Below are 21,675 nucleotides of genomic sequence, written 5' to 3'. Positions count from 1 at the left end.
ATGAAGTGACTGCGGAACGCTTCCTCTTCCGCTCCGCAGTCACAACCTGCGGGTCGTTCCGCCCCGGACCCGCATGGAGTGACTGCGGAGCGACGGAGGACACGACACGGGACCGGCCCACGGGGCGATCGAAGAGACCTGACGACGCTCAGGTCAGCGTGGCACCAGGTGGTCCCACGAGACGGGGTCGACCGCTGCGACGACGGCCCAGTCGTCGGTCTGCCAGGTGAACGTCGCGATCGCGCAGGTCGGCATCCGGTCGATCCGCCCCCGCGAGAGAAGCGCCGCGAGCTCGGTCATCCCGGGATCATGGGCGACGACCATCACATCGTGCGATCCCGACGCGACGGCCGCGGCGAGCAGCTCGTCGGCCGAGGCGCCGTAGAGGTCGGGATCGAGGCGCACCGTCACGCCGAACCGCTCGGCGAACGCTTCGGCCGTCGTGCGCGCGCGAACCGCCGTGCTCGACAGCAGCACGGCGGGATGCACGCCGGCATCGGCGAGACGTTCGGCCATGAGCGGGGCGTCGTGACGGCCGCGCGCATTCAGGGGACGGTCATGGTCGGACCGCACGGAGTCGGACCAGTCGGATTTCGCGTGGCGGGCGATCGTCAGACGGATCATGGGGCCTCCTCGGTCTCTCTTCCGCACCGGATCGGACGTCACGCCGTGACGTACACCCACGCCGTGCGGCCGCTCTCCACGGCCGCTTCGACGCGACGATACAGCGACACTTCGTATTCGTCTGCCGCGTCGATCTCCTCTTCGCTGAGGTACAGCACGACGCCGGTCACCTTGTCGCGGGGGCTCCCGGTCTCCCGGACGATCGGGTGCACGTCCAGGCCGGACAACCCCGCGACCCGCGCGTCGCCGATATCGGCGTAGTCGACGGTGTAGCCGGGGAGCACATCCTCATCCGACCGCGGCACGCGACCGAACGTGTCCAGCTGCACGTCGCGGTGCTGCAGGGTTCCGTAGCTGAACAGCAGCTGGTCTGCACTCACCCGGCCAGCGTAGCGACACTCATCCCAGGATCGCGTGGGCGACGGTGTAGATCGCCACGCCCGCGAGGGCTCCGATGACGGTGCCGTTCAGCCGGATGTACTGCAGGTCTCGACCGACCATCAGCTCGATCTTGCGGGTCGTGTCCTCGGCATCCCACCGCTCGACCGTGTCGGTGATGATCGACGCGATGTCGTGACGGTGACGGTCGACGACGAACACCACGGCGTCGGTGACCCAGGTATCCACGCGGCGTTGCAGGCCGGCATCGGTGCGCAGGCGCTCGCCGATCTGCGCGAGGGCCTCGGCGGCCCGGCGGCGGAGGTCGCTGCGTTCGTCTTCGAGGGCGGTGAGCAGACCGGCCTTCGCTGTCCCCCACGCGTCCGCCGCGAGCGCGCGCACCCGCGGGCTGTCGAACACGGAGGTCTTCGCGTCCTCGAGTCGGCCGATGGTCACCGGGTCGTTCTGGAGGTTGTCGGCCAGGCGCGACAGGTAGCCGTCGATCGCGTGCCGCGCCTGATGGTCGGGATCCGCACGCACCTTGTCGACGAAGGCGACCGCCTCGTTGTAGACGGTGTCATCGACCAGTCGATGGGCGATCTTCGGCACCCACGACGGCAGGCGGCGGGAGACGAGCCCCGAGAAGGCCGAGCGGTTGGCGTGGAGCCATGCCCCGATCGTGTCGACCGCCAGGTCGACGGCGGGGCGGTGCGCGTCGGCGGCGACCACGCGCTCGAGGCGTTCGCCGAGCGGCGGGCCCCAGTCGGGCTCGATGAGGTGCTCACGGGCGAGCGACTCGATGACGTCGCGCACATCGTCGTCGCTGAGCGCCCGCAGCACTCCGGCGGCAGCGGCCGCCGCCTCCGCCGCCACGCGACGGAAGTTCACCGGATCGACGAGCCACTCGCCCACGCGCGACGCGATCGGCGTCGACTCGAGCTTGTCGCGGACGACGTCGGCGCGCAGGAACTCGGTCTCGACGAATTCCCCCAGGGTGCGCCCGATCTCATCCTTGCGCCGAGGGATGATCGCGGTGTGCGGAATCGGGATTCCGAGCGGATGCCGGAACAGGGCGGTCACGGCGAACCAGTCCGCCAGTGCGCCGACCATGCCCCCCTCGGCGGCGGCCCGCACGTAGGAGAGGGCCGGGATGTCGCGCTCGAAGGCGAAGGCGATCGCGAAGACGAGCGCCATCGCCACGAGGGCTCCCGCTGCGACGGCCTTCATCCGCCGCAGGCCCCGCAGGCGCGCGCGGTCGGCGGGACTCAGGTCGGCCGCCCGGATCGATGCCACCTCAGTCCTCGACCGGACCGAGCAGCGCCGTCGCCACCGCCGCGTGCGCGGATTCGGGGTCGGACGGGTGGAACAGGCCGGCCTGCACGTCGCGGGCCAGACGCGACAGCTCGGAGCCGGAGAAGTAGGAGCTCCCGCCGGCGACGAGCATCGCATCGTCGACGATCCGCTTCGCGGAGGTCACCGCGCGATGCTTCACACCGGCCAGCAGCGAGAACCACCGGTCTCCGTGATCGACCTTCGCCTCGACATCGCGGGCGAGCCGGTCGATCTGCGGCGGGAGGGCGTCGTAGGCGAGGGCCATCTCGGCGATCCGCCATCGGATGTCGGGATCCTGCGTGTAGGCCCTGCCGGACTTCTTCGACCGGCGGGCGCCCGCGGTCTCGATCGCGACGTCGATCGCGCGGCGGGCGATGCCGGTGTAGACGGAGGCCAGCAGGATCTCGAACACGCTGAAGATGCCGAACAGCAGCGGATCCGGGCTCGGTCCAGGGGGCAGGCGGCGCACGACCCGATCGGCCGGCGCCCGCGCGCCCTCCAGGCGGGTCGTGCGGGACTGGGTCGCGCGCATCCCGAGCGTGTCCCAATCGTCGGCGACGACGACGCGGCCCGCCGACTCCTCGTCGCGGGGCACGAACGCGAAGACGATGCGCGGCGCGTCCGGCGAGGTCGTGTCGATTCCGTGCAGACCCAGCTGCGTCCAGGCCGGTGCGAGCGAGGTGAAGATCTTGGTTCCGGTGAACGCGTAGCCGCCGTCCTCGCTCGGTGCTGCGGTGGTGTCGCTTCCGAACAGCACGAGGTCGTTGCCGGCTTCGCTGATGCCGAAGGCGAACAGCTCGCCGGCCGCAGCCCCCTCCTGCACGAAGCGGAGGGTCTCCAGTCCCCGATCGGCGGCGACCTTCGCCACGCCGGTCCAGACCAGGTGCATGTTGACCGCCAGGGCGGTCGCGGGAGCCGCCTCCGCCAGACGCTGCTGGAGCCGGGCGACCTCCGCGAGCGTCCGTCCCGATCCGCCGAGCTCGGCCGGGACCAGCGCGGCCAGGTAGCCCGCGGCCCGGAGGTCGGCGAGGTCGTCGTGGGGGAACGTGTTGTCCCGGTCGTGCGTCGCGGCTCGCGAGCGGATGCGCTCGAGGAGCTCGTCGTCCAGATGATCGGCGGGGTCGAACGCGTCGGCAGCCATGTCGCCATTCTGCCCCTCGCACCGCGGCGAGGGGTCGAGGCGGCGGTGCGGTGTGGGTCATGATGATCGCATGTCTCGGCTCACGCGGATGCTGATCCCCGTCTCCCAGCGCCAGTCGATGGGCGATCTGCTGGAAGCGGTGGATCTCTCCCGCGGCGACGGCGCCGCGAAGCGGAGCGGATTCTTCATCATGCTGGTGCTCTCGGGCGTCATCGCCGTCGCCGGGGTGCTGGCCGACTCCACGGCGACCGTGATCGGGGCGATGATCATCGCGCCGCTGGGCACCCCGATCCTCGGGATCGCGGCGGGCATCGTGACCGGTCACCGCGGCCTCGTGGCCCGGTCCTTCCTGTGGGTCCTGTCGGGACTGCTGATCGTCGTGCTCATCGGAGGGGCGCTGTCCACGTTCATCGCGGACCCGGCCGAACTCGACAGCAACTCGCAGATCAGCGGACGCACCTCGCCGCAGCTGCTGGATCTGCTGGCGGCCCTGGCGACCGGGACCGCCGGAGCGTTCGCGATGACGCGGCGCGACCTCAGTGCCGTGCTGCCCGGCGTCGCGATCGCGATCTCGCTCGTGCCGCCCCTCGGGGTCGTCGGGGTGTGCGCCGGTCAAGGGGCATGGGACGAGGCGTTCGGTGCGCTGCTGCTGTTCGCCTCGAACGTCGTGTCGCTCGTGATCGCCGGCAGCATCGTGTTCACGCTCGCCGGCTACGCTCGGGAGCCCGGTGCATCGCAGACGGCGAACCGTCGCCGCTCCTACGTCGTCGTCGCGGTGCTCTCGGCCGTCATCGTGCTGCCGCTGCTGCTGAACACCGCCGTGACGCTCGCCGTCACCCACTGGACGGGCGTGATCCGCGCCGCCGCCGGCTCGTGGCTGTCCGACGATGAGAATGCCCAGGTGCAGGGGGTGACGTGGACCGCGACCTCCGCGACGATCGAGGTCACGACGGAGGACGGCCGCATCCCGCCGCTCGAGCCGCTGCAGAGTGATCTCGAGGAGGCCGTCCCCGGGTTCATCGATGTCGACGTCGTCGTCTCGCCGGCGGTGGAGCACGACGTCCTTCCGCGCTGACCGGCCCCGCGCGCATCCGTGCGCGGCACAATGGCGTCATGATCTCCACCGAGCTCGCCGTCGCGCTCCGCGACGCCGGACTGATCTGGCGGCCCGCGTCGGGTGACCGCTTCCAGCTGAACGAGCCCGAGTTCGAGGCGGATGTCTTCACGGTCAGCGAGATGACCGTCGAGCCGCGCGAGTACCCGACCGGGCGCATCCTCGCCTTCAACGGCACGACCGAGTGGGCCCTCGACTCCGTCGCTCTCGAAGACGCGCTGTGGCTTCCGCACGAGGCGCAGCTGCGGGAGATGCTGCGGGGAACCTTCCGGAGCCTGCGACGGCTGCCCGACACGCACGAGGTCGAAGTCCGCATCGCCGAGGAGGACCTGGTGTTCGAGCACCCGGAGCCGTGCGACGCCTACGCCCTGGCGGTGCTCGAACTGCTGCGCCGCGTGGCCTGAACGGACCGTCAGAGGATCGTGGAGACGGGCTCGGTGTCCGGAAGAGGCGACGCGTCGCGGCCGCGCAGATCCGGGAACCCGCGCACGAAGACGACCGCGACCACGACGCCGACCACCGCGAAGGCGGCCGCGGCGACGTAGGCGCCCTGAGGGCCGACACCGTCGATGAGGAAGCCGGCGACGGCGGAGCCGGCCGCGGCGCCGATCAGCTGACCGGTGCCGATCCATCCGTACGCCTCGGCGGTGTCGCTGAACTTCACGCTCACGGAGGTCATGGCGAACATGACGGCGAACGCCGGCGCGATTCCGGCTCCGGCCAGCAGGAGGGTGCCGCCCAGCCACCACACGTCGAGGGAGATCATCGTGAGAGCCAGCCCCGCGGCGACGATCGCGAGCCGACGGGCCATGGCCCAGCGCCCGATCGGCAGGTGCCCGAAGCCCAGCCCGCCGGCCAGGCTGCCGATGGCGAACACGGCGAGCACGAGACCCGCCTCGAGGCCGCTGTGACCGAAGGTCGCCACGACGCCGGCCTCGACGGCCGCGCACGCGCCGATGAGGAGGAAGCCGGTGACGGTCGCGAGCACCACGGGAGGCTTGGTCAGCACGATGCCGAGGCGACGACGGCTGCGGGGGATGCGCACGCGACCGAGCTCGGGTGAGGAGATGAACCACGCACCGCCGCCGACGAGGATCACCACGACCAGCAGCAGGCCCTCGACGGTGCCGACCTGGGTGGAGACGAAGGTGATGACCACCGGGGCGAAGATCCAGATGATCTCCTGCAGCGATGCATCCAGCGAGAAGAGCGGGGTCAGCTGTCGCGAGTTGACCATCTTGGGATAGATGGTGCGCACCGCCGACTGCACCGGGGGCGTCGCGAGGCCGGAGAGCAGGCCGAGGGCCATGTAGGCGGGCACGGCCATCTCGACGAGGGCGATCGTGGCGATGGATGCGGCGCACACCACGAGGGTGAGGGTGAGGACGCGTCGCATGCCCCAGCGCCCCATCCAGCGGCTGGTGACGGGGCCGGCGACGCCCTGGCCGATGGATGCCGCCGCGAGCACGAGACCGGCGGCCCCGTAGGAGTCGGTCACCTGCTCGACGTGGAGGAGGAGTGCGAGGCTCGCCATGCCGTTGGGGAACCGCGCCGTCAGCTGCGCGGCGATGATGCGCGCCACGCCCGGTGTGCGCAGCAGTTCCCGGTATCCCGCCACGGATAAACGATACGCGCTGCCGGTCGCCCTCCCGTCGTCGGAACGGCGCACGGGCTCGGGCGACACGCCGGGCGGGTTCTCCACAGCCTGTGGGATGTCGGAGGCGCCGATTAGCGTGCGAGCTGTGGATGGCGCCGAAGGCGCGCTCCGATTCGGGCGGGAATCTGCGGTTCTCGACCGCTCGACGTGCTCGTCGGGCTGTGGATGAAACGGTGGAGAACCTGTGGTGGGGGTGTTGATGACGAAGGAAAATCACACCGATGTAACTACTATCCCTTGTGGTGCTATCCAATGTCGGTACCCATATGTAGTATTGAGGTCCCGGTGGGGCGCCGCCGGCGACATCACCGGATGTGAGGGGAGAAAAGGGTAAGAATGGCGATCACGGTCTACACCAAGCCGTCCTGCGTGCAGTGCACCGCGACCTATCGGGCACTGGATTCCAAGGGCATCGAATACGAGGTTCTCGACCTGTCGGAGGACCCTTCGGCCCTCGAGCAGGTGAAGGCGCTGGGCTACCTCCAGGCGCCGGTCGTCATCACCGATGAGGACCACTGGTCGGGCTTCCGTCCCGACAAGATCGACGAGCTCGCCGGCCGTCTGGTCTGACCCGTGGCAACCGCCGTCGCAGATCGGCGCGGCGCGGTTGCCGACCGGGCCGCCGCGCCCCTGCTCGTCTACTTCTCGAGCGTGTCGGGAAACACGACGCGCTTCGTCGAGAAGCTGGGCATGCGGGCGATGCGCATCCCTCTCCATTCCTCGGAGGCCTCACCGCACATCGAGGAGCCGTACGTTCTGATCACCCCCACGTACGGGGGAGGCCAGGGCCGCGGCGAGGAGAAGGGAGCCGTCCCGAAGCAGGTCATCCGGTTCCTCAACGACGAGGGCAACCGCGGGTGGCTTCGGGGCGTCATCTCCACCGGGAACACCAACTTCGGTGAGCACTTCGGGCTCGCCGGTGACATCATCAGCCGCAAGTGCCGCGTGCCGCACTTGTATCGCATAGAGCTCTTCGGCACGCCAGAGGACATCGATCGCGTCAGCGAGGGATTGGAACGATGGTGGAAGCAGCACTGACCGAGACCGACTTCAAGAGCAACCCGCGGTTCGAGGGGCAGGATTATCACTCCCTCAACGCGATGCTGAACCTGTACGACGCCGACGGGAACATCCAGTTCGACGCGGACAAGCGTGCCGCGCGGGAGTACTTCCTGCAGCATGTCAACCAGAACACCGTGTTCTTCCACTCCCTCAAGGAGCGGCTGGACTACCTGGTCGACAAGGAGTACTACGAGGGCTCCGTGCTCGAGAAGTACCCGTTCGAGTTCATCCAGCAGCTCAACGATCTCGCCTACGCGCGCAAGTTCCGGTTCGAGACCTTCCTGGGTGCGTTCAAGTACTACACGAGCTACACGCTGAAGACCTTCGACGGCAAGCGCTACCTCGAACGCTTCGAAGACCGCGTCGTGATGACCGCCCTCGGTCTGGCCGACGGCGACCAGAAGCTGGCCACGGAGCTGGTCGAGGAGATCATCGCCGGTCGCTTCCAGCCCGCCACGCCCACCTTCCTCAACACCGGCAAGGCGCAGCGCGGTGAACTCGTCTCGTGCTTCCTGCTGCGCATCGAAGACAACATGGAGTCGATCGCCCGCGGCATCAACTCGGCTCTGCAGCTGTCCAAGCGCGGCGGCGGCGTGGCACTGCTGCTGTCGAACATCCGCGAGGCCGGCGCACCGATCAAGCAGATCGAGAACCAGTCCAGCGGCATCATCCCCGTCATGAAGCTGCTCGAAGACAGCTTCAGCTACGCCAACCAGCTCGGGGCTCGTCAGGGTGCCGGTGCGGTCTACCTCAACGCCCACCACCCCGACATCATGCGGTTCCTCGACACCAAGCGTGAGAACGCCGACGAGAAGATCCGCATCAAGACGCTGTCGCTGGGTGTGGTCGTGCCGGACATCACGTTCGAGCTCGCCAAGAACGGCGAGGACATGTACCTCTTCTCGCCCTACGACGTCGAGCGCGTCTACGGGGTGCCCTTCGGTGACATCTCGGTCACCGAGAAGTACCGCGAGATGGTCGACGATCCGCGCATCAAGAAGACGAAGATCAACGCGCGCGAGTTCTTCCAGACGATCGCCGAGATCCAGTTCGAGTCCGGCTACCCGTACATCATGTTCGAGGACACGGTGAACAAGGCCAACCCGATCAAGGGTCGGATCAACATGTCCAACCTGTGCTCGGAGATCCTTCAGGTCAACACCCCGACGACCTACAACGACGATCTGTCGTACGACCAGATCGGCAAGGACATCTCCTGCAACCTGGGGTCGATGAACATCGCCCTGGCGATGGACGGGGGTGACCTCGGCAAGACCGTCGACACCGCGATCCGCGCGCTCACGGCCGTCAGCGACCAGAGCCACATCCGCTCCGTCCGTTCGATCGAGGACGGCAACGACCGCTCGCACGCGATCGGTCTGGGGCAGATGAACCTGCACGGCTACCTCGCCCGCGAGCACGTCCACTACGGGTCCGACGAGGGCCTGGACTTCACGAACATCTACTTCTACACGGTGCTCTTCCACGCGCTGAGTGCGTCGAACGCCATCGCCAAGGAGCGGGGAACGACCTTCGACGGATTCCGTGACTCGACCTACGCGTCGGGAGAGTTCTTCGACAAGTACACCGAGCAGGAGTGGGCTCCGCAGACCGAGAAGGTCAAGGAGCTGTTCGCGGGCATGTCGATCCCCACGCAGGACGACTGGCGGGCCCTGAAGGCCAGCGTCATGGAGCACGGGATCTACAACCAGAACCTGCAGGCGGTGCCGCCGACCGGGTCGATCTCGTACATCAACAACTCCACGTCGTCCATCCACCCGATCGCGTCGAAGATCGAGATCCGCAAGGAAGGCAAGCTCGGACGCGTCTATTACCCGGCGCCGTTCATGACGAACGACAACCTGGAGTACTACCAGGACGCGTACGAGATCGGCTACGAGAAGGTCATCGACACGTACGCCGCCGCCACCCAGCACGTCGACCAGGGCCTGTCGCTGACACTGTTCTTCAAGGACACCGTCACCACCCGCGACATCAATAAGGCTCAGATCTACGCGTGGCGCAAGGGGATCAAGACGATCTACTACATCCGCCTGCGCCAGCTCGCGCTCGAGGGCACGGAGCTCGACACCTGCGTCAGCTGCACGCTCTGACAGGACGTCCGCATGATCGCCAGCCCGGATGGCGCGCACGCCAACTGGCCCTTCATGGGGTCGATCTATGGCGTCAGCGAACGGGGATCGTCCGAGGTTCGATACGTCGGTCTGACGACGAAGCTCGTGAGTCGCAGAAGGATCGAGCACTGGAAGTCGGCGGAAGCCGGCCGAAGGACTCCCTTCGCAGACTGGCTCCGGTCCAGGCGCGATCGTGAGGTGGTCGTCTTTCGTTCGTTGGAGGTGATCATGGGGACTGAGTTGAGTGAACTCGGTAACGCTGAGCAGCGGTGGATCTCGCACTTCCGCGCGTCCGGCCATCGACTCCTGAACGTGACGGACGGTGGCCTGGGCCCAAGGGGGTACGTCTGGACGGTGGAGCAGCGGGCTGCTGCGAGCCTGCGGAGCAAGGGGCGAAAGCACCCCAACCCGCTGCGCGGTGAGGACAACCCGATGTGGGGTCGGCGACACAGCGACGAACAGAAGGCGATCTGGTCAGAGCTCCGGCGTGGATCCATCACAGGCGAGAAGAACCCGAATTGGAATCGCCGCGGGGCGGATCATCCGTCGTTCGGTCGTACGTGGACGGATGAGCAGCGTGAGCGCCTCTCGGCGTCGCGCCGAGGAGAGAAGAATCCCAACTTCGGCAAGACGGCGAGCGAGGAGACACGGGCCAAGATGTCGGCGGCGCGTCGCGGCCGCCCAATGCCCTCGAGTGTGCGCAGCGCCCACACGAGACATCACACCAACAAAGGAATCGTCTCGGAAACATGCCGGCACTGCCGAGACGACCAGTTGAACAGCAATTCAGAGGAATGACGACATGACGGAAAAGCTCAAGCTCCTGAACGAGGTCCAGGCGATCAACTGGAACCGCATCCAGGACGACAAGGACCTCGAGGTGTGGAACCGCCTCGTGAACAACTTCTGGCTTCCCGAGAAGGTGCCGCTGTCCAACGACATCCAGTCGTGGAACACGCTCACCCCCGAGGAGCAGACGCTGACGATGCGGGTGTTCACCGGCCTCACCCTCCTGGACACGATCCAGGGGACGGTCGGGGCGGTGTCGCTGATCCCCGACGCGCTCACCCCGCACGAGGAGGCCGTCTACACGAATATCGCGTTCATGGAGTCGGTGCACGCCAAGAGCTACTCCTCGATCTTCTCGACGCTGTGCTCGACGAAGGAGATCGACGAGGCGTTCCGGTGGTCGATCGAGAACCCGAACCTTCAGAAGAAGGCTCAGATCGTCATGGAGTACTACCGTGGCGACGAGCCGCTGAAGCGCAAGGTGGCCTCGACGCTGCTGGAGTCCTTCCTCTTCTACTCCGGCTTCTACCTGCCCATGCACTGGTCGTCGCGGGCGAAGCTCACCAACACCGCCGACCTCATCCGCCTCATCATCCGCGACGAGGCCGTGCACGGCTACTACATCGGCTACAAGTTCCAGAAGGGACTCGAGAAGGTCGACGAGGCCTCCCGGCAGGACATCAAGGACTACACGTTTTCGCTGCTGTACGAGCTCTACGACAACGAGGTGCAGTACACGCAGGACCTCTACGACGGCGTCGGCCTCACCGAAGACGTCAAGAAGTTTCTGCACTACAACGCCAACAAGGCGCTGATGAACCTCGGGTACGAGGCGATGTTCCCGTCGAGCGTCACCGACGTGAACGCAGCCATTCTGTCGGCCCTGTCGCCGAACGCCGACGAGAACCACGACTTCTTCTCGGGGTCGGGCTCGTCGTACGTCATCGGCAAAGCCGAGGCGACCGAAGACGAGGACTGGGACTTCTAGCTCCCAGATTTGGTGACAGCCCGTAGGGGCTGGTGAGGGGCTCGGAACTGCAGGTTTCTGCAGGCCGGGCCCCTTTTCGTGCCCTCTGTCAACGAGACAGAGGAGGACACAGATGAACACCAGTACCCGTTCCGTGGGGCATGACGGGGGCACGAACGCACCTGAGACATGGGTGAGGGGGTGCCTGCCGAGCGGAAAACAGGTTCGGCATGCCCCTGATGTCGTGCCCCAGCGTGCCCCACAAGATGCTCTGAACGGCCCGAGATCCGCGAGATTCTGCGGGTTTTGCCGCCTTTGCTCCGCAGGGGGCACGAGGGGGCACAACCGCCCGCGAGAGTCCAATAGAGTCCACGGGAGAGCATCATGAGCACTCAGGAAAGAGAGAAATCCGCCAAGAAGCGCGAGGCATGGGGGCGGCTGCGGAAGCTTCCGTCGGGGCGCTGGCAAGCCCGCTATCCAGGACCGGACGGCGAGATGCACACGGCCCGCACGGACGACGACAAACCGTTGACGTTTATGACGAAGACCGATGCGCGGACGTGGCTCGCCGGAGTGCACACGAAGATCGCGCGCGAGCTGTGGGAGCCCCCGGCGGTACTCGCCGCGCGGCTGCGGGCGGAGGCCGAAGCAGACGAAGCCCGGTCGATCGGCTTCGCAGAATATTCCGAGCGCTGGATCGAGATGATCCGCACGCGACCGGGGCGCAGCGGTAAGAGGCGCGCGGCAGGAACCGTTCGTTCCTACCAGAGCAAGGTCACCGGATACCTTGTTCCTGAGTTCGGAGACACGCCTATCCGTGATATCGATGTGACTCGAATCAACGAGATGACCGACCGCTTGGACAAGATCCCATCGCCGCTCAATCCCAAGTCGAAGTTCAACTGCATTACGCAGCCGGTGCTGATCGTCTTGATGATGATCCTGCGCCAGGCCGCGCGAGACAGCATCATCTCGGCCGCGCCAAACATCTCGATTCCGAAACAGACCTCGGTGCGACACGATGCAGACCATGACCCCGATGAGGACGTGGCGGGTCTGTCCGATAAACGGTGGATCTGGTCGGGCGGTCACTAGTTGATTCGGCCTTCGAAGGCGATAGCGAACGCGTTCAGCGCGGGCTTCCACCTCGTCGCCCAGCGTGCCCTGCCTCGACCTGTGGGGTCAAGTGAGCGGGTCACGAGGTAGAGACACTTCAGTGCGGCGGCATCGTTCGGGAAGTGCCCGCGGGCGCGCACCGCGCGCCGGTATCTCGCGTTGAGCGACTCGATCGCGTTCGTCGAGCAGATGATGCGGCGGATCTCGACGACCCAGTCCAGGAACGGCACGAACTCGGCCCACGCGTTCTGCCACAGTTTGCTGATCGCCGGGTACTGCTGCCCCCACTTCGTGTCGAACTCGCGGAACCGTTCCGCCGCGGCGGCCTCGGTCGGGGCGGTGTACACGGGGCGGAGGTCTTTGCCCATCTCTTCCCAGTAGTGCCGGGACGCGAACCGGAACGTGTTCCGGATCAGGTGGATGATGCAGGTCTGCACCGTCGCGAGCGGCCAGGCCGTGTTGATCGATTCCGGCAACCCCTTGAGCCCGTCGCAGACGACGATGCACACGTCCTCGGCGCCGCGGTTCTTGATCTCGGTGAGTACGCCGAGCCAGAACTTCGCGCCCTCGCCGCCGTCGCCGGCCCAGATCCCGAGGATGTCCCTCTCGCCGTTCACGGTGACGCCCACGGCGAGATAGAACGGTTTGTTGCGCACCTGCCCGTCTCGGACCTTCACGACCAGCGCGTCGATGAACACCACCGGGTAGACGCGATCCAGCGGCCGGTTCGCCCACTCGGTCATCTCGTCGATCACCTTGTCCGTGATCCTCGAGATCGTGTCCTTCGACACGGAGGCGCCGTAGACGTCGGTGAAGTGCGCGGCGACCTCCCCGGTCGTCAGCCCGCGCGCGGTCAACGACAACACGATCTCGTCGACCCCGGTCAGCCGCCGCTGTCGCTTCTTCACGATCTTCGGTTCGAATGACCCGTCCCGATCCCTGGGCACGTCGATCTGCACCGCGCCGACTTCGGTGAGCACCGTCTTCGATCTCGTGCCGTTGCGGGCATTGTCGGTGACGCCGTTGCCGTGCTTCTCGTATCCGAGGTGCTCGGTCATCTCCGCCTCGAGCGCGGTCTCCAGCACCCGTTTGGTCAGCCCGTTCAACAACCCGTCGGGGCCGACGAGGTCGACTCCCTGTTCCTTCGCCTGCTTCAACAGCTGCTCCGCGAGCTGCTGCTCGTCGATGATCGCTCCCGTCACAGGATCGATCATCTCGATGACATCGGTCATCGCCCTTCCTTTCGGTCAGGCCCGACCAGATCCACCGTTAATCAGACACTCCCGGTTTTCAGTCAACCACTCCGGCAGCGTAAGGACCCCGCTCCCGTAAAGCATCATTGATCCAGCGGTTGTACTAGCGTGGGTGCCGAGGTGAGCGATGACGGGTGCACGGACCAGGGAGTGGGGCGAGCTCGAGCGTGAGCTGCTGCGGCTGCTGCGGGGGCAGGAGGAACCTCTTAGTGCTCGCCAGTTGCAGGAGTTGTTCTCGGGGCCTGTGCCTGCGTACACGACGTTGATGACCGCACTGACCCGGCTGGAGCGCAAGGGTCAAGTGCTGCGCATCGAGCAGTCGCCTAGGAAGGTGCGTTTTTCGGTACCGCGACCGGATGGCAAGGACGCGTGCGCGTCGATGATCTCCACCCTCGACCAGGCGGAGGATCGGAAGGCAGCGTTGCTGGCATTCGCGGGCAACCTGGACGCGCAGGACATCGCGCTGTTGCGGTCGGTGTTCCCTGACACGGGCCGTCCGCGGTGACAGGCGAAGGCCTGTTGCTTTTCGTGGCAGCGTGCGCGGGCGCCGCGGTGCTGACGGCGGTGTTGAGCCCGCTGGTGCTGACGGTGGGACGGTGGCAGTTGCTGCACCCGCGGGCGGCGCTGACCGCGTGGTTCGTAGCATTCTTCCTCGGGCTGAGTCTGGCCGCCGCCGCAGTGATGGGCAGTGTCGTGGCGGCCGTGACCGTCTCGGAGGTGGCCTCGCACGGTCAGGCTGTGCTGGTGACGGCGAGCGGGTGGCTGGGCCTGGGGGCTTTCGGGGCGGTGATCGCGTTCGTGGCCACGTCGGCTGCGGCATCGACCGGCGTCGGACAGTCAAGTCAGGTGGCGGCGGCGGTGGCCCGATCGCGGGAGGAGCGGGACGGGTTCACCCTGGTACGGTTCCGCGGCGACCAGCTCATCGCGTGCGCTGTCCCCGGGAAGCACCCGGAGATTCTCCTCTCCACGGCGATGGAGGAGACGCTCACGGTATCGCAGCTGCAGGCGGTCCTCGCGCATGAGTACGCGCATCTGCGGCAACGGCACGGGTGGGCGGTCCGGATCGCGCAGATCAATGCGTTGTGCCTGTCCCGCGTCCGGCCGGGGCGCGCACTGCAGCGAGCGACCGTGCTGCTGATCGAGTTGGCCGCGGATGACGCGGCCGCCCGGCAGGCCGGCGCTGCTCATCTTGCCAACGCGCTGACCGTCCTCGCGAACGCGGCCGGTGATGAGAGTATGCACCTGCGTGCCGTCCGCCTCACTGCTCGCCGCTGGCCGTCCGCGGCGCGTCGGCGGTTGCCGCAGGCGATTCGGATCCTCCCCACGTGACGGAGGGCACCGCAGATCGCATCGAACAGCTCCGGACAGTGGCAGGGCTCGGGACTCCCCATCGGTGACGTCGTCGCGCAGACGTCCAGACAAGCACTGAGGCGGGCGCGACTGCCCGTAACTCACCCTCGCGTCGCCGGTTCCAGTGAGAACGCCCGTCGAATCCCCCTGGCTCCACGGGTCGTCCTGACCAAGCGATCTTGGACATCTTGTAGAGTTAGGGGGGCGTGTGACGGGAGGATGTAATGGGTATAGATGAGTCCGAGTTCGTGGTGAACGGGATGACCTGCGCGCACTGCGAGCAGGCGCTGCGGACGGCACTGAGCGAGGTGCCGGGGGTCGTCCGGGTGGAAGCGGATGCCACGTCCGGCCGGGTCCGGCTGCAGCAGACGGGCCCGGTGGCACACGCCGCCGTCGAATCGGCGGTCACGGAGGCCGGCTACTCGGTGCTCTCATGGGCGACCGACCGGTTGTGACCGTCGCACCTCCGCCCGTACCCGGCGTCGCACCGGTGTCCGACCCCCCGGTCAGACGCCTCGGCCGGTGGCCGCTGGTCCTGCTCACCGTCTTCGTGGTGATGTTGTCGGTGGCGCCGGCGGTGGTGACCACGATCCTCGCCGGTGAGGCTCCGTACGACCGGATCTTCGTCAGCTTCCCGGGTCTGGATGTGGCGATCTCCACCGCGGCCGGGCAGGGGGTCGCGGACCTGTCCTCGACCGTCACGGTCGGTGCGGTGTTGTGGATTCTGTTCTTCCGCAACGTGCGCGGGCGGGATGCGTCCCGGATGGCCGGGTCGGTCGAGCTGACGGTGCTGCAGGTCGCGTCGGCGGCGTGGGCAACATCGGCCGGCGCGATGATCGTCTTGGAGATGCTGGACAGCAGCGGCATCCCGTTCTCCCGACTCGGCGAGCCGGGGGCGATGTCGTTCCTGTATGACGCGAGCGCGTTCCCGCGAGCGTGGACGGTCGCGTTCGTCGCGGCGATGGTGACGTTCGGGGCGAGCATGTTCACCGAACGGTGGACGGGGCTACTGATCCCGTTGTGGGCGTCCGTGTTCGGGGTGCTCGCACCGGTGGCGGTCGGACAGATCCTGGTCGGCCCGAACCACGACTTCGGCAGCGACGCGGGCATCTACCAGACGCTGCTGACCAGTGCGGCGTTCGGGCTGCTGCTGGTCGGCGCGGCCCGGGTCCTGACCGGTCGGCTCATCGACCCGTTGATTCTGTGGCGGCTAGGAAAGACACTGGCGGTGCTGCTGCCGGTCATCGTGGCCAGCGACCTGCTGCTGGCGTGGTTCAAGCTCGCCGGAACCGGGCTGCTAGAGTCGGTCACCGGCTGGCAGATCCTTATTCGGGGTCTCTTCCTGCTGGGCGTGGTGTCCATCACCGCGACCGGATGGGTGTGGGGGCGGCGCGGACGGTTGACCGCGCACCGGATCACCGGGCTGCTAGTGGTAACGACGGTCATGATCGGCGGATGGCTCGGTGTGACCACTGCGATGACCCGGATCCCGCCGCCGCAGTATTTCGCGCCGACGAGCATCTCGCAGGTGTTCCTCGGGTTCGAGGTCCTCGACCCGCCGACAGCGCTGGTGCTGTTCACGCAGTGGCGGCCGAACATCCTGTTCCTCGTCGCCGCGATCGCCGCGGTGACGGTGTACCTGTGGGCGGTGCGGCGTGTGCGGCTACGTGGCGACGCATGGCCGGCGGGGCGGACGGCCGCCTGGGTCGCCGGGTGGGCGGTGGTGGTCTTCGTTACCAGCTCGGGGTTCGGGAAGTACTCCGCCCCGGACTTCGGGGTGCACATGATCGTGCACATGAGCCTGAACATGGCCGCCCCGATCCTGTTGGTCCTCGGCGGGGTGATCACGCTGCTGCTGCGCGCGACCCGCTCCGACCCCGCCCGGCCGGTGGGAATGCACGATTGGATCACGTGGGTGCTGCACTGGCCGGTGCTGCGGTTCGTGTTCAACCCGCTGATCGTGTTCATTCTGTTCGTCGGCTCCTACTACGGCCTGTACTTCACCGGCATCTTCGGGGAGTTCATGCGTTTCCATTGGGCGCATCAGCTGATGAACGTGCACTTCCTGATCGCCGGGTACCTGTTCTACGCGCTCGTGATCGGCGTCGACCGGCCACCGCGGCCACTGCCCCACATCGGCAAGCTCGGGTTCGTGCTCGCCGCGATGCCGTTCCACGCGTTCTTCGGGGTGATCCTGATGACCGGGAACATGCTGATCGCCGAGGACTTCTACCGCTATTTCGGGTTGCCCTGGTCGGACCTGCCCGCCGCGCAGTACTTCGCAGGCGGGGTCGCGTGGGCGGGGGGTGAGATCCCGCTGCTGCTGGTCATCATCGCCCTGGGCATCCAATGGTCCAGGCAGGATGCGAAGGACGCCCGCCGGAAGGATCGGCATCTGGACACCGGCCGCGACGACGAGTTCGACCAGTACAACCGGATGCTCGAGCAGCTGGCCGCGCGCGGTGTCGCGCGGCCAGCGCCCCGAACCGTGGAGGAGAACGACACATGACCACCACGACCACCACGCCGGTGCTGGAGGCGGTGCAGCTAGATGTGTCCGGGATGACCTGCGCGGCCTGCGCGGGCCGGGTCGAGCGTGCACTGAACGGCCTGGACGGGGTGAGCGCAAGCGTGAACTACGCCACCGAACGCGCCCTCGTCACAGGACTCTCCCCGGACCGGGTCGACGAGGCGGTCCGGCGGGTAGAAAAGGCCGGGTACGGGGCGCACCCGCACGATGACGCGGACGACGCCTGGTCGCGGCGCGCCACCGAGGTGCGGATCAGCTCACTGCGACGTCGTCTGCTCGTCTCGGCGATCCTCACCGTCCCCCTGATGGACATCACCATCGTCCTGGCCCTGGTGCCGGGGTGGCGGTTCCCAGGATGGGAATGGGTGTGCGTGCTGTTGGCGCTGCCGATCGTGGGCTGGGCGGCCTGGCCCTTCCACAAGGCGACCCTGCGCAACCTGCGCCACGGCACGGTCAGCATGGACACCCTCGTCTCACTCGGCATCGCCGCATCTTTCGGGTGGGCGGTCGCCACCCTGCTGTTCGGCCTCGGTCAAGGGGGCGCCGGGTACTGGCTCGGGTTCGGGGTGACCCCGGAGGGCGCCAACTCCATCTATCTCGATGTCGCCGCCGGGATGACCACCTTCCAGCTCGCCGGCCGCTACTTCGAGACCCGCTCCCGACGCAAAGCCGGCGACGTGCTCGGCGCGCTGAACCAGCTCGCCGCCACCCACGTCCGCATCCGCACCGACAACACCGAGGAGATCCAGCCGGCGACCGCGCTGCGCGCCGGGGACGTGTTCGTGGTGCTCCCGGGAGAGACCATCCCCGCGGACGGCCTGATCATCGCAGGGGCGGCGGCCGTGGACACCAGCATGCTCACCGGCGAACCCGTCCCCGCCGACCTGACACCGGGAGATGCGGTGGTCGGCGGCACGATCAGCACGGACGGACGGCTGGAGGTGCGGGCGACCTCCGTGGGCGCGCACACTCAACTCGCGCAGATGGCGGCACTCGCGGAGCAGGCTCAGGCCCGCAAAGCCCGGGTGCAGACCCTCGTCGACAAGGTCACCAGCTACTTCGTGCCCGCCGTGATCGTCCTGGCCGTCCTCGTCGCCGCCGGGTGGATGATCGCCGGGACGTCGTTCGAGCAGGCCTTCGGGATCGGGATCTCGGTGCTCATCATCGCCTGCCCCTGTGCCCTCGGGCTCGCGACACCGACCGCGCTGATGGTCGGCATCGGCCGGGGCGCGACACTGGGCATCCTCGTCAAAGGCCAGGACGCGCTTGAAGCCAGCGGCACCATCACCACCGTCGTCCTAGACAAGACAGGGACCCTCACCACCGGGGCGATGACCGCCCACCACCTCGCCCCCGTGGACGGCGTCACCGAACAGGAACTCCTCGGCGTCGCCGCAGCCATCGAACGCGGCTCCGAGCACATCATCGCCCGCGCCATCCTCACCGCTGCGGAGAACCAGGGCATCGAGATCGCCCCCGTGACCGGATTCACCACCCACCCCGGGCGCGGCGCCTCCGGACAGCTCCACGGCGAGCAGATCCTCGTCGGCAGCCGGACGTTCCTCCTCGACCACGCCATCGACGTGCCCGCCGAGCCAGACACCGCCGAGAACACCGACGACGGTGCGGGTCAAGCCGCGGAGACATCCGTGCTCGTGGCACGCGGCGGCGTGCTCCTGGGGCGGATCGGGCTGCGGGACACGATCAAACGCGACGCCCGCACCGCGGTCGCCGCGCTGCACGCCCAAGGTTTGAAGACCGTCCTGCTCACCGGAGACACCCCCGCCGCGGCCGCGAGCGTCGCCGCCCGCCTCGGCATCGACACAGTGCTCGCCGGGGTGCTGCCCGCCGAGAAGGCCGACGCGATCCGCAGCCTGCAGGAGAACGGCGCCCGGGTCGCAATGGTCGGCGATGGCATCAACGACGCCGTCGCCCTCGCCGCCGCCGACCTCGGACTCGCCATGGTCTCCGGCTCCGACATCGCCCTGAAATCCGCCGACATCATCCTCGTCCGCGACGACCTCGCCGTCATCCCCGACGCCATCGGCCTGTCCCGTCGCACCCTACGCACCATCAAGACCAACCTCGGCTGGGCATTCGGATACAACATCGCCGCGATCCCGATCGCCGCCGCCGGACTGCTCAACCCGCTCATCGCCGCCGGCGCGATGGCGCTCTCCTCCGTCCTGGTGGTCTACAACAGTCTCCGGCTGCAGAACTTCCGCCGCACCCCTCGCCGCTGAGCGACCCCCTCGACGTTCGAGAACGACTACAACTTGTAGTAGTCTTTGGGTGTGATCGCTGCTCCGTGGAACATCATCCTGACCATCGCTTTCGTGTTCACCGGCCTGGTCTGCCTGATCGACCTCGCACCCCGGCTGACGAGGACGCGTCGGAAGGGAAAGCCGTTCGACGGGGAGATCCTGGTCGACATCAACCACATCCTGATGTCGGCCGCGATGATCTGGATGTCCTGGTCGATGGAGTCCGAGCTCGCACTCTGGGTGCAGGTCGGGGTTTTCGCGGTGCTCACCCTCGCCCTCGTGCCTTTTCCGGTCCGCGCCCGTACCGCCACAGGGCGCGTCGACCTGGTGGGGCACCTCACCCTGAACGCCGCGATGATCTGGATGCTCGCCGCAATGCCGCTGCTCATGGCCGACATGCACATGCCCATGGATGTGGGTGACGGCGACGCGATGGGCATGGACGGTCAGATGCCGATGGGTGACGCCGCCCCGATGATGATGGGCACCCCGATGTGGGTCGACGTCGTCAACGTTGTCTTCGTCGCGCTCAGCGCCGCGACCATGCTGTGGTGGCTCTTCCGGCTGATCCGTAGTGGCCACCACCGCCTGCACGCCACCTGCCATGCCGTGATGGCTGCCGGCATGGGCGTCATGCTCGTGCTGATGAACGGCTGACCCCGCCGGTCACGTCGCTCGAATCCCCCGACGGCGCAGGCTTCATCTCACGGAGTCTGTTGCGTCCGGCCAGCCCCGCGGCTTCTATCTCCGCTTGGTCGGTCGGGAGGACTCGTCAACGAACGTCGGAGCGGTGCGCATCGTCTCGCGAGGCGGATCGCCCGGAGGACGTCGAGCGACGGGCGGGAAGGTGGGTCATCGCCCGCTCGAGCGGGCCACGCCCGAACAGTAGCGCCCAGACGGTGCGGCCCGTGACGGTTGCGATGGTCAAGGGCCAGAACGGGGCCATGTCACGGAACGCGGCGAGATCGCCGGTGGTGCCCACGCCGATGCTGGCGATCACGGCCCACAGGAGCAGCTGCGCGATGTAGGCGGTCAGCGGCATGCTGCCGGTGGCCCGCAGCGGCAGGGTGATCCAGATCAGTGGTGTGCGACAGGCGAGTAGACAGACACTGATCGCGGCGATGGCGAACCCACCGGAACCGATCACCTCGAGAAGCCCGCTGGAGTGAGGCTCGGCCGTCCACAGCACGTCCCAGAACGCCCCGTCGTCGGGGACGTCCCGCGTGCCGGAGACGGCGTCGAGGCCGTACCCAAGGACCGCGAGAGCTGTGCCGGCACCGAGCATGGCCAGCTGGGTGCGCAGCCGGCGAATGTCGGTGCGGGCGAGCCCGAGCCCGGCGAGCACGAACGCGATCCAGACCGGGAACGGGTAGTACCAACCGAGCAGCCAGGCCGCCATGCGACCGCTGCCGGTCTCCCACCACGGGAACGCGTCGACCCATGCCTGCAGGAAAGGGGTGAGAAGCGCGATCCCTCCCGCGGCGAGCAGCACCTGTCGCGGGCTGAGCGAGAGAAATGGCAGCGCGAGCAGGAAAAGGATCGCGTAAGCGGGCAGGATGATGTAGACCGGGACCCCGAGGCCGAGGAGGACGACACCGATCAGCCAGAGCAGCAGTGACCGGTAGACCAGTCGTGCTCGCAGCGTCGGCAGTTCCGAGGAGGTAGGTCGCCGGGTCCCGCCGGCCATCAGCCCCAGGGAGACACCGGCGAGTGTGGCGAACAGGATCGAGGAGCGATCCTGCACGATGCCCGTCCAGGTTCCCGGATCGCTCCAGACCAGCGGGGTGATCCACAGCAGGTGCGCGGCGAACATTCCCACCACCGCCAGGCCCCGCGCGAGATCGATGCCGGGGATGCGGTCTTGCGCGTGCAGATGCGCCCAATTCACAGCTAAGCGCTCACGGAGCTGCGTCCGTGCGACCTTGGAGACGGGACCGTGCGGTCGGTCGGTGGGAGGCATGGG

21 protein-coding genes are annotated in these 21,675 nt (G+C 67.5%); 14 read left to right on the top strand and 7 right to left on the bottom strand.

Annotated elements, in window-relative coordinates; all coding sequences use genetic code 11:
* Positions 1–153 precede the first annotated feature (153 nt).
* The 4 genes from ACGG9C_RS04200 to ACGG9C_RS04185 all read right to left on the bottom strand — a co-directional run bounded on the left by ACGG9C_RS04200 (position 154) and on the right by ACGG9C_RS04185 (position 3,475).
* The gene (locus tag ACGG9C_RS04200; RefSeq protein WP_194384854.1) at positions 154–624 is read right to left on the bottom strand and encodes a histidine phosphatase family protein; all 471 of its coding nucleotides are present in this window, start codon (positions 622–624) and stop codon (positions 154–156) included.
* A 38-nt stretch (positions 625–662) separates the two neighbouring features.
* Complete coding sequence (locus ACGG9C_RS04195; RefSeq protein ID WP_194384855.1) at positions 663–1,004, bottom strand: gamma-glutamylcyclotransferase family protein; 342 nt, start codon at positions 1,002–1,004, stop codon at positions 663–665.
* Positions 1,005–1,023: 19 nt separating this feature from the next.
* Positions 1,024–2,229: a DUF445 domain-containing protein gene (locus ACGG9C_RS04190; RefSeq protein WP_194385445.1), complete on the bottom strand. Its 1,206-nt coding sequence runs from the start codon at positions 2,227–2,229 to the stop codon at positions 1,024–1,026.
* Between the two features lie 67 nt (positions 2,230–2,296).
* Positions 2,297–3,475 (bottom strand): acyl-CoA dehydrogenase family protein, encoded by a 1,179-nt coding sequence (locus ACGG9C_RS04185; RefSeq protein ID WP_194384856.1) that lies wholly within the window; start codon positions 3,473–3,475, stop codon positions 2,297–2,299.
* Positions 3,476–3,545: 70 nt separating this feature from the next.
* On the opposite strand from ACGG9C_RS04185, the gene ACGG9C_RS04180 reads away from it, so the two are divergent.
* Both ACGG9C_RS04180 and ACGG9C_RS04175 read left to right on the top strand, forming a co-directional pair.
* Entirely contained in the window at positions 3,546–4,550 is a 1,005-nt protein-coding gene (locus tag ACGG9C_RS04180; protein ID WP_194384857.1) for a TIGR00341 family protein, read from the top strand.
* Between the two features lie 38 nt (positions 4,551–4,588).
* Positions 4,589–4,993, top strand: a complete 405-nt coding sequence (locus ACGG9C_RS04175; protein ID WP_194384858.1) for a pilus assembly protein CpaE — start codon at positions 4,589–4,591, stop codon at positions 4,991–4,993.
* A gap of 8 nt (positions 4,994–5,001) precedes the next feature.
* Here ACGG9C_RS04175 and ACGG9C_RS04170 read toward each other — a convergent pair whose 3' ends face one another.
* Entirely contained in the window at positions 5,002–6,207 is a 1,206-nt protein-coding gene (locus tag ACGG9C_RS04170; protein WP_194384859.1) for an MFS transporter, read from the bottom strand.
* A 375-nt stretch (positions 6,208–6,582) separates the two neighbouring features.
* On the opposite strand from ACGG9C_RS04170, the gene nrdH reads away from it, so the two are divergent.
* The 6 genes from nrdH (at position 6,583) to ACGG9C_RS04140 (ending at position 12,294) form a co-directional block, all read left to right on the top strand.
* A complete protein-coding gene (gene nrdH, locus ACGG9C_RS04165; RefSeq protein WP_071044530.1) occupies positions 6,583–6,816 on the top strand; it encodes a glutaredoxin-like protein NrdH in 234 nt (77 codons plus the stop codon).
* Between the two features lie 3 nt (positions 6,817–6,819).
* On the top strand, positions 6,820–7,284 hold the full coding sequence (nrdI, locus tag ACGG9C_RS04160; RefSeq protein WP_194384860.1) for a class Ib ribonucleoside-diphosphate reductase assembly flavoprotein NrdI: 465 nt from the start codon (positions 6,820–6,822) through the stop codon (positions 7,282–7,284).
* Entirely contained in the window at positions 7,266–9,422 is a 2,157-nt protein-coding gene (gene nrdE / locus ACGG9C_RS04155; RefSeq protein ID WP_194384861.1) for a class 1b ribonucleoside-diphosphate reductase subunit alpha, read from the top strand. Before nrdI ends, nrdE begins: the two co-directional genes overlap by 19 nt.
* A 12-nt stretch (positions 9,423–9,434) precedes the next feature.
* The gene (locus ACGG9C_RS04150) at positions 9,435–10,241 is read left to right on the top strand and encodes an NUMOD3 domain-containing DNA-binding protein (protein WP_228480956.1); all 807 of its coding nucleotides are present in this window, start codon (positions 9,435–9,437) and stop codon (positions 10,239–10,241) included.
* A gap of 4 nt (positions 10,242–10,245) precedes the next feature.
* Positions 10,246–11,220, top strand: a complete 975-nt coding sequence (nrdF, locus tag ACGG9C_RS04145) for a class 1b ribonucleoside-diphosphate reductase subunit beta (RefSeq protein ID WP_194384862.1) — start codon at positions 10,246–10,248, stop codon at positions 11,218–11,220.
* Positions 11,221–11,583: 363 nt separating this feature from the next.
* Entirely contained in the window at positions 11,584–12,294 is a 711-nt protein-coding gene (locus ACGG9C_RS04140; RefSeq protein ID WP_228480957.1) for a hypothetical protein, read from the top strand.
* Here the strand turns inward: ACGG9C_RS04140 and ACGG9C_RS04135 are convergent.
* Complete coding sequence (locus ACGG9C_RS04135; protein ID WP_194385447.1) at positions 12,291–13,529, bottom strand: IS256 family transposase; 1,239 nt, start codon at positions 13,527–13,529, stop codon at positions 12,291–12,293. The two genes, ACGG9C_RS04140 and ACGG9C_RS04135, sit on opposite strands and share 4 nt — an antisense overlap.
* Positions 13,530–13,695: 166 nt before the next feature.
* Between ACGG9C_RS04135 and ACGG9C_RS04130 the strand changes: the two genes are divergently transcribed.
* The 6 genes from ACGG9C_RS04130 (at position 13,696) to ACGG9C_RS04105 (ending at position 20,369) form a co-directional block, all read left to right on the top strand.
* Positions 13,696–14,073, top strand: a complete 378-nt coding sequence (locus ACGG9C_RS04130; RefSeq protein ID WP_194384863.1) for a BlaI/MecI/CopY family transcriptional regulator — start codon at positions 13,696–13,698, stop codon at positions 14,071–14,073.
* A gap of 23 nt (positions 14,074–14,096) precedes the next feature.
* Complete coding sequence (locus ACGG9C_RS04125; protein ID WP_228481048.1) at positions 14,097–14,897, top strand: M48 family metalloprotease; 801 nt, start codon at positions 14,097–14,099, stop codon at positions 14,895–14,897.
* 245 nt (positions 14,898–15,142) lie between these two features.
* Positions 15,143–15,373, top strand: coding sequence for a heavy-metal-associated domain-containing protein (locus tag ACGG9C_RS04120; RefSeq protein ID WP_228480958.1), 231 nt, complete (start codon positions 15,143–15,145; stop codon positions 15,371–15,373).
* A complete protein-coding gene (locus ACGG9C_RS04115; RefSeq protein ID WP_228480959.1) occupies positions 15,370–17,427 on the top strand; it encodes a cytochrome c oxidase assembly protein in 2,058 nt (685 codons plus the stop codon). The genes ACGG9C_RS04120 and ACGG9C_RS04115 overlap by 4 nt, the downstream gene beginning before the upstream one ends.
* Complete coding sequence (locus ACGG9C_RS04110; RefSeq protein WP_194384864.1) at positions 17,424–19,691, top strand: cation-translocating P-type ATPase; 2,268 nt, start codon at positions 17,424–17,426, stop codon at positions 19,689–19,691. The genes ACGG9C_RS04115 and ACGG9C_RS04110 overlap by 4 nt, the downstream gene beginning before the upstream one ends.
* Before the next feature lie 51 nt (positions 19,692–19,742).
* Entirely contained in the window at positions 19,743–20,369 is a 627-nt protein-coding gene (locus ACGG9C_RS04105; protein ID WP_194384865.1) for a DUF5134 domain-containing protein, read from the top strand.
* Between the two features lie 115 nt (positions 20,370–20,484).
* On the opposite strand, the gene ACGG9C_RS04100 is transcribed toward ACGG9C_RS04105, so the two are convergent.
* Positions 20,485–21,675, bottom strand: a 1,191-nt coding sequence (locus tag ACGG9C_RS04100) for a heparan-alpha-glucosaminide N-acetyltransferase domain-containing protein (protein ID WP_390178250.1), incomplete at its 5' end; no start/stop codon positions are given.

Origin of the sequence: Microbacterium sp. MTN4-26 (assembly GCF_042846595.1) — a bacterium.
Lineage (GTDB): Bacteria > Actinomycetota > Actinomycetes > Actinomycetales > Microbacteriaceae > Microbacterium > Microbacterium luteum.
The sequence above is the reverse complement of the archived record's forward strand: the minus strand, read 5'-3'. Positions and strand labels throughout refer to the sequence as shown.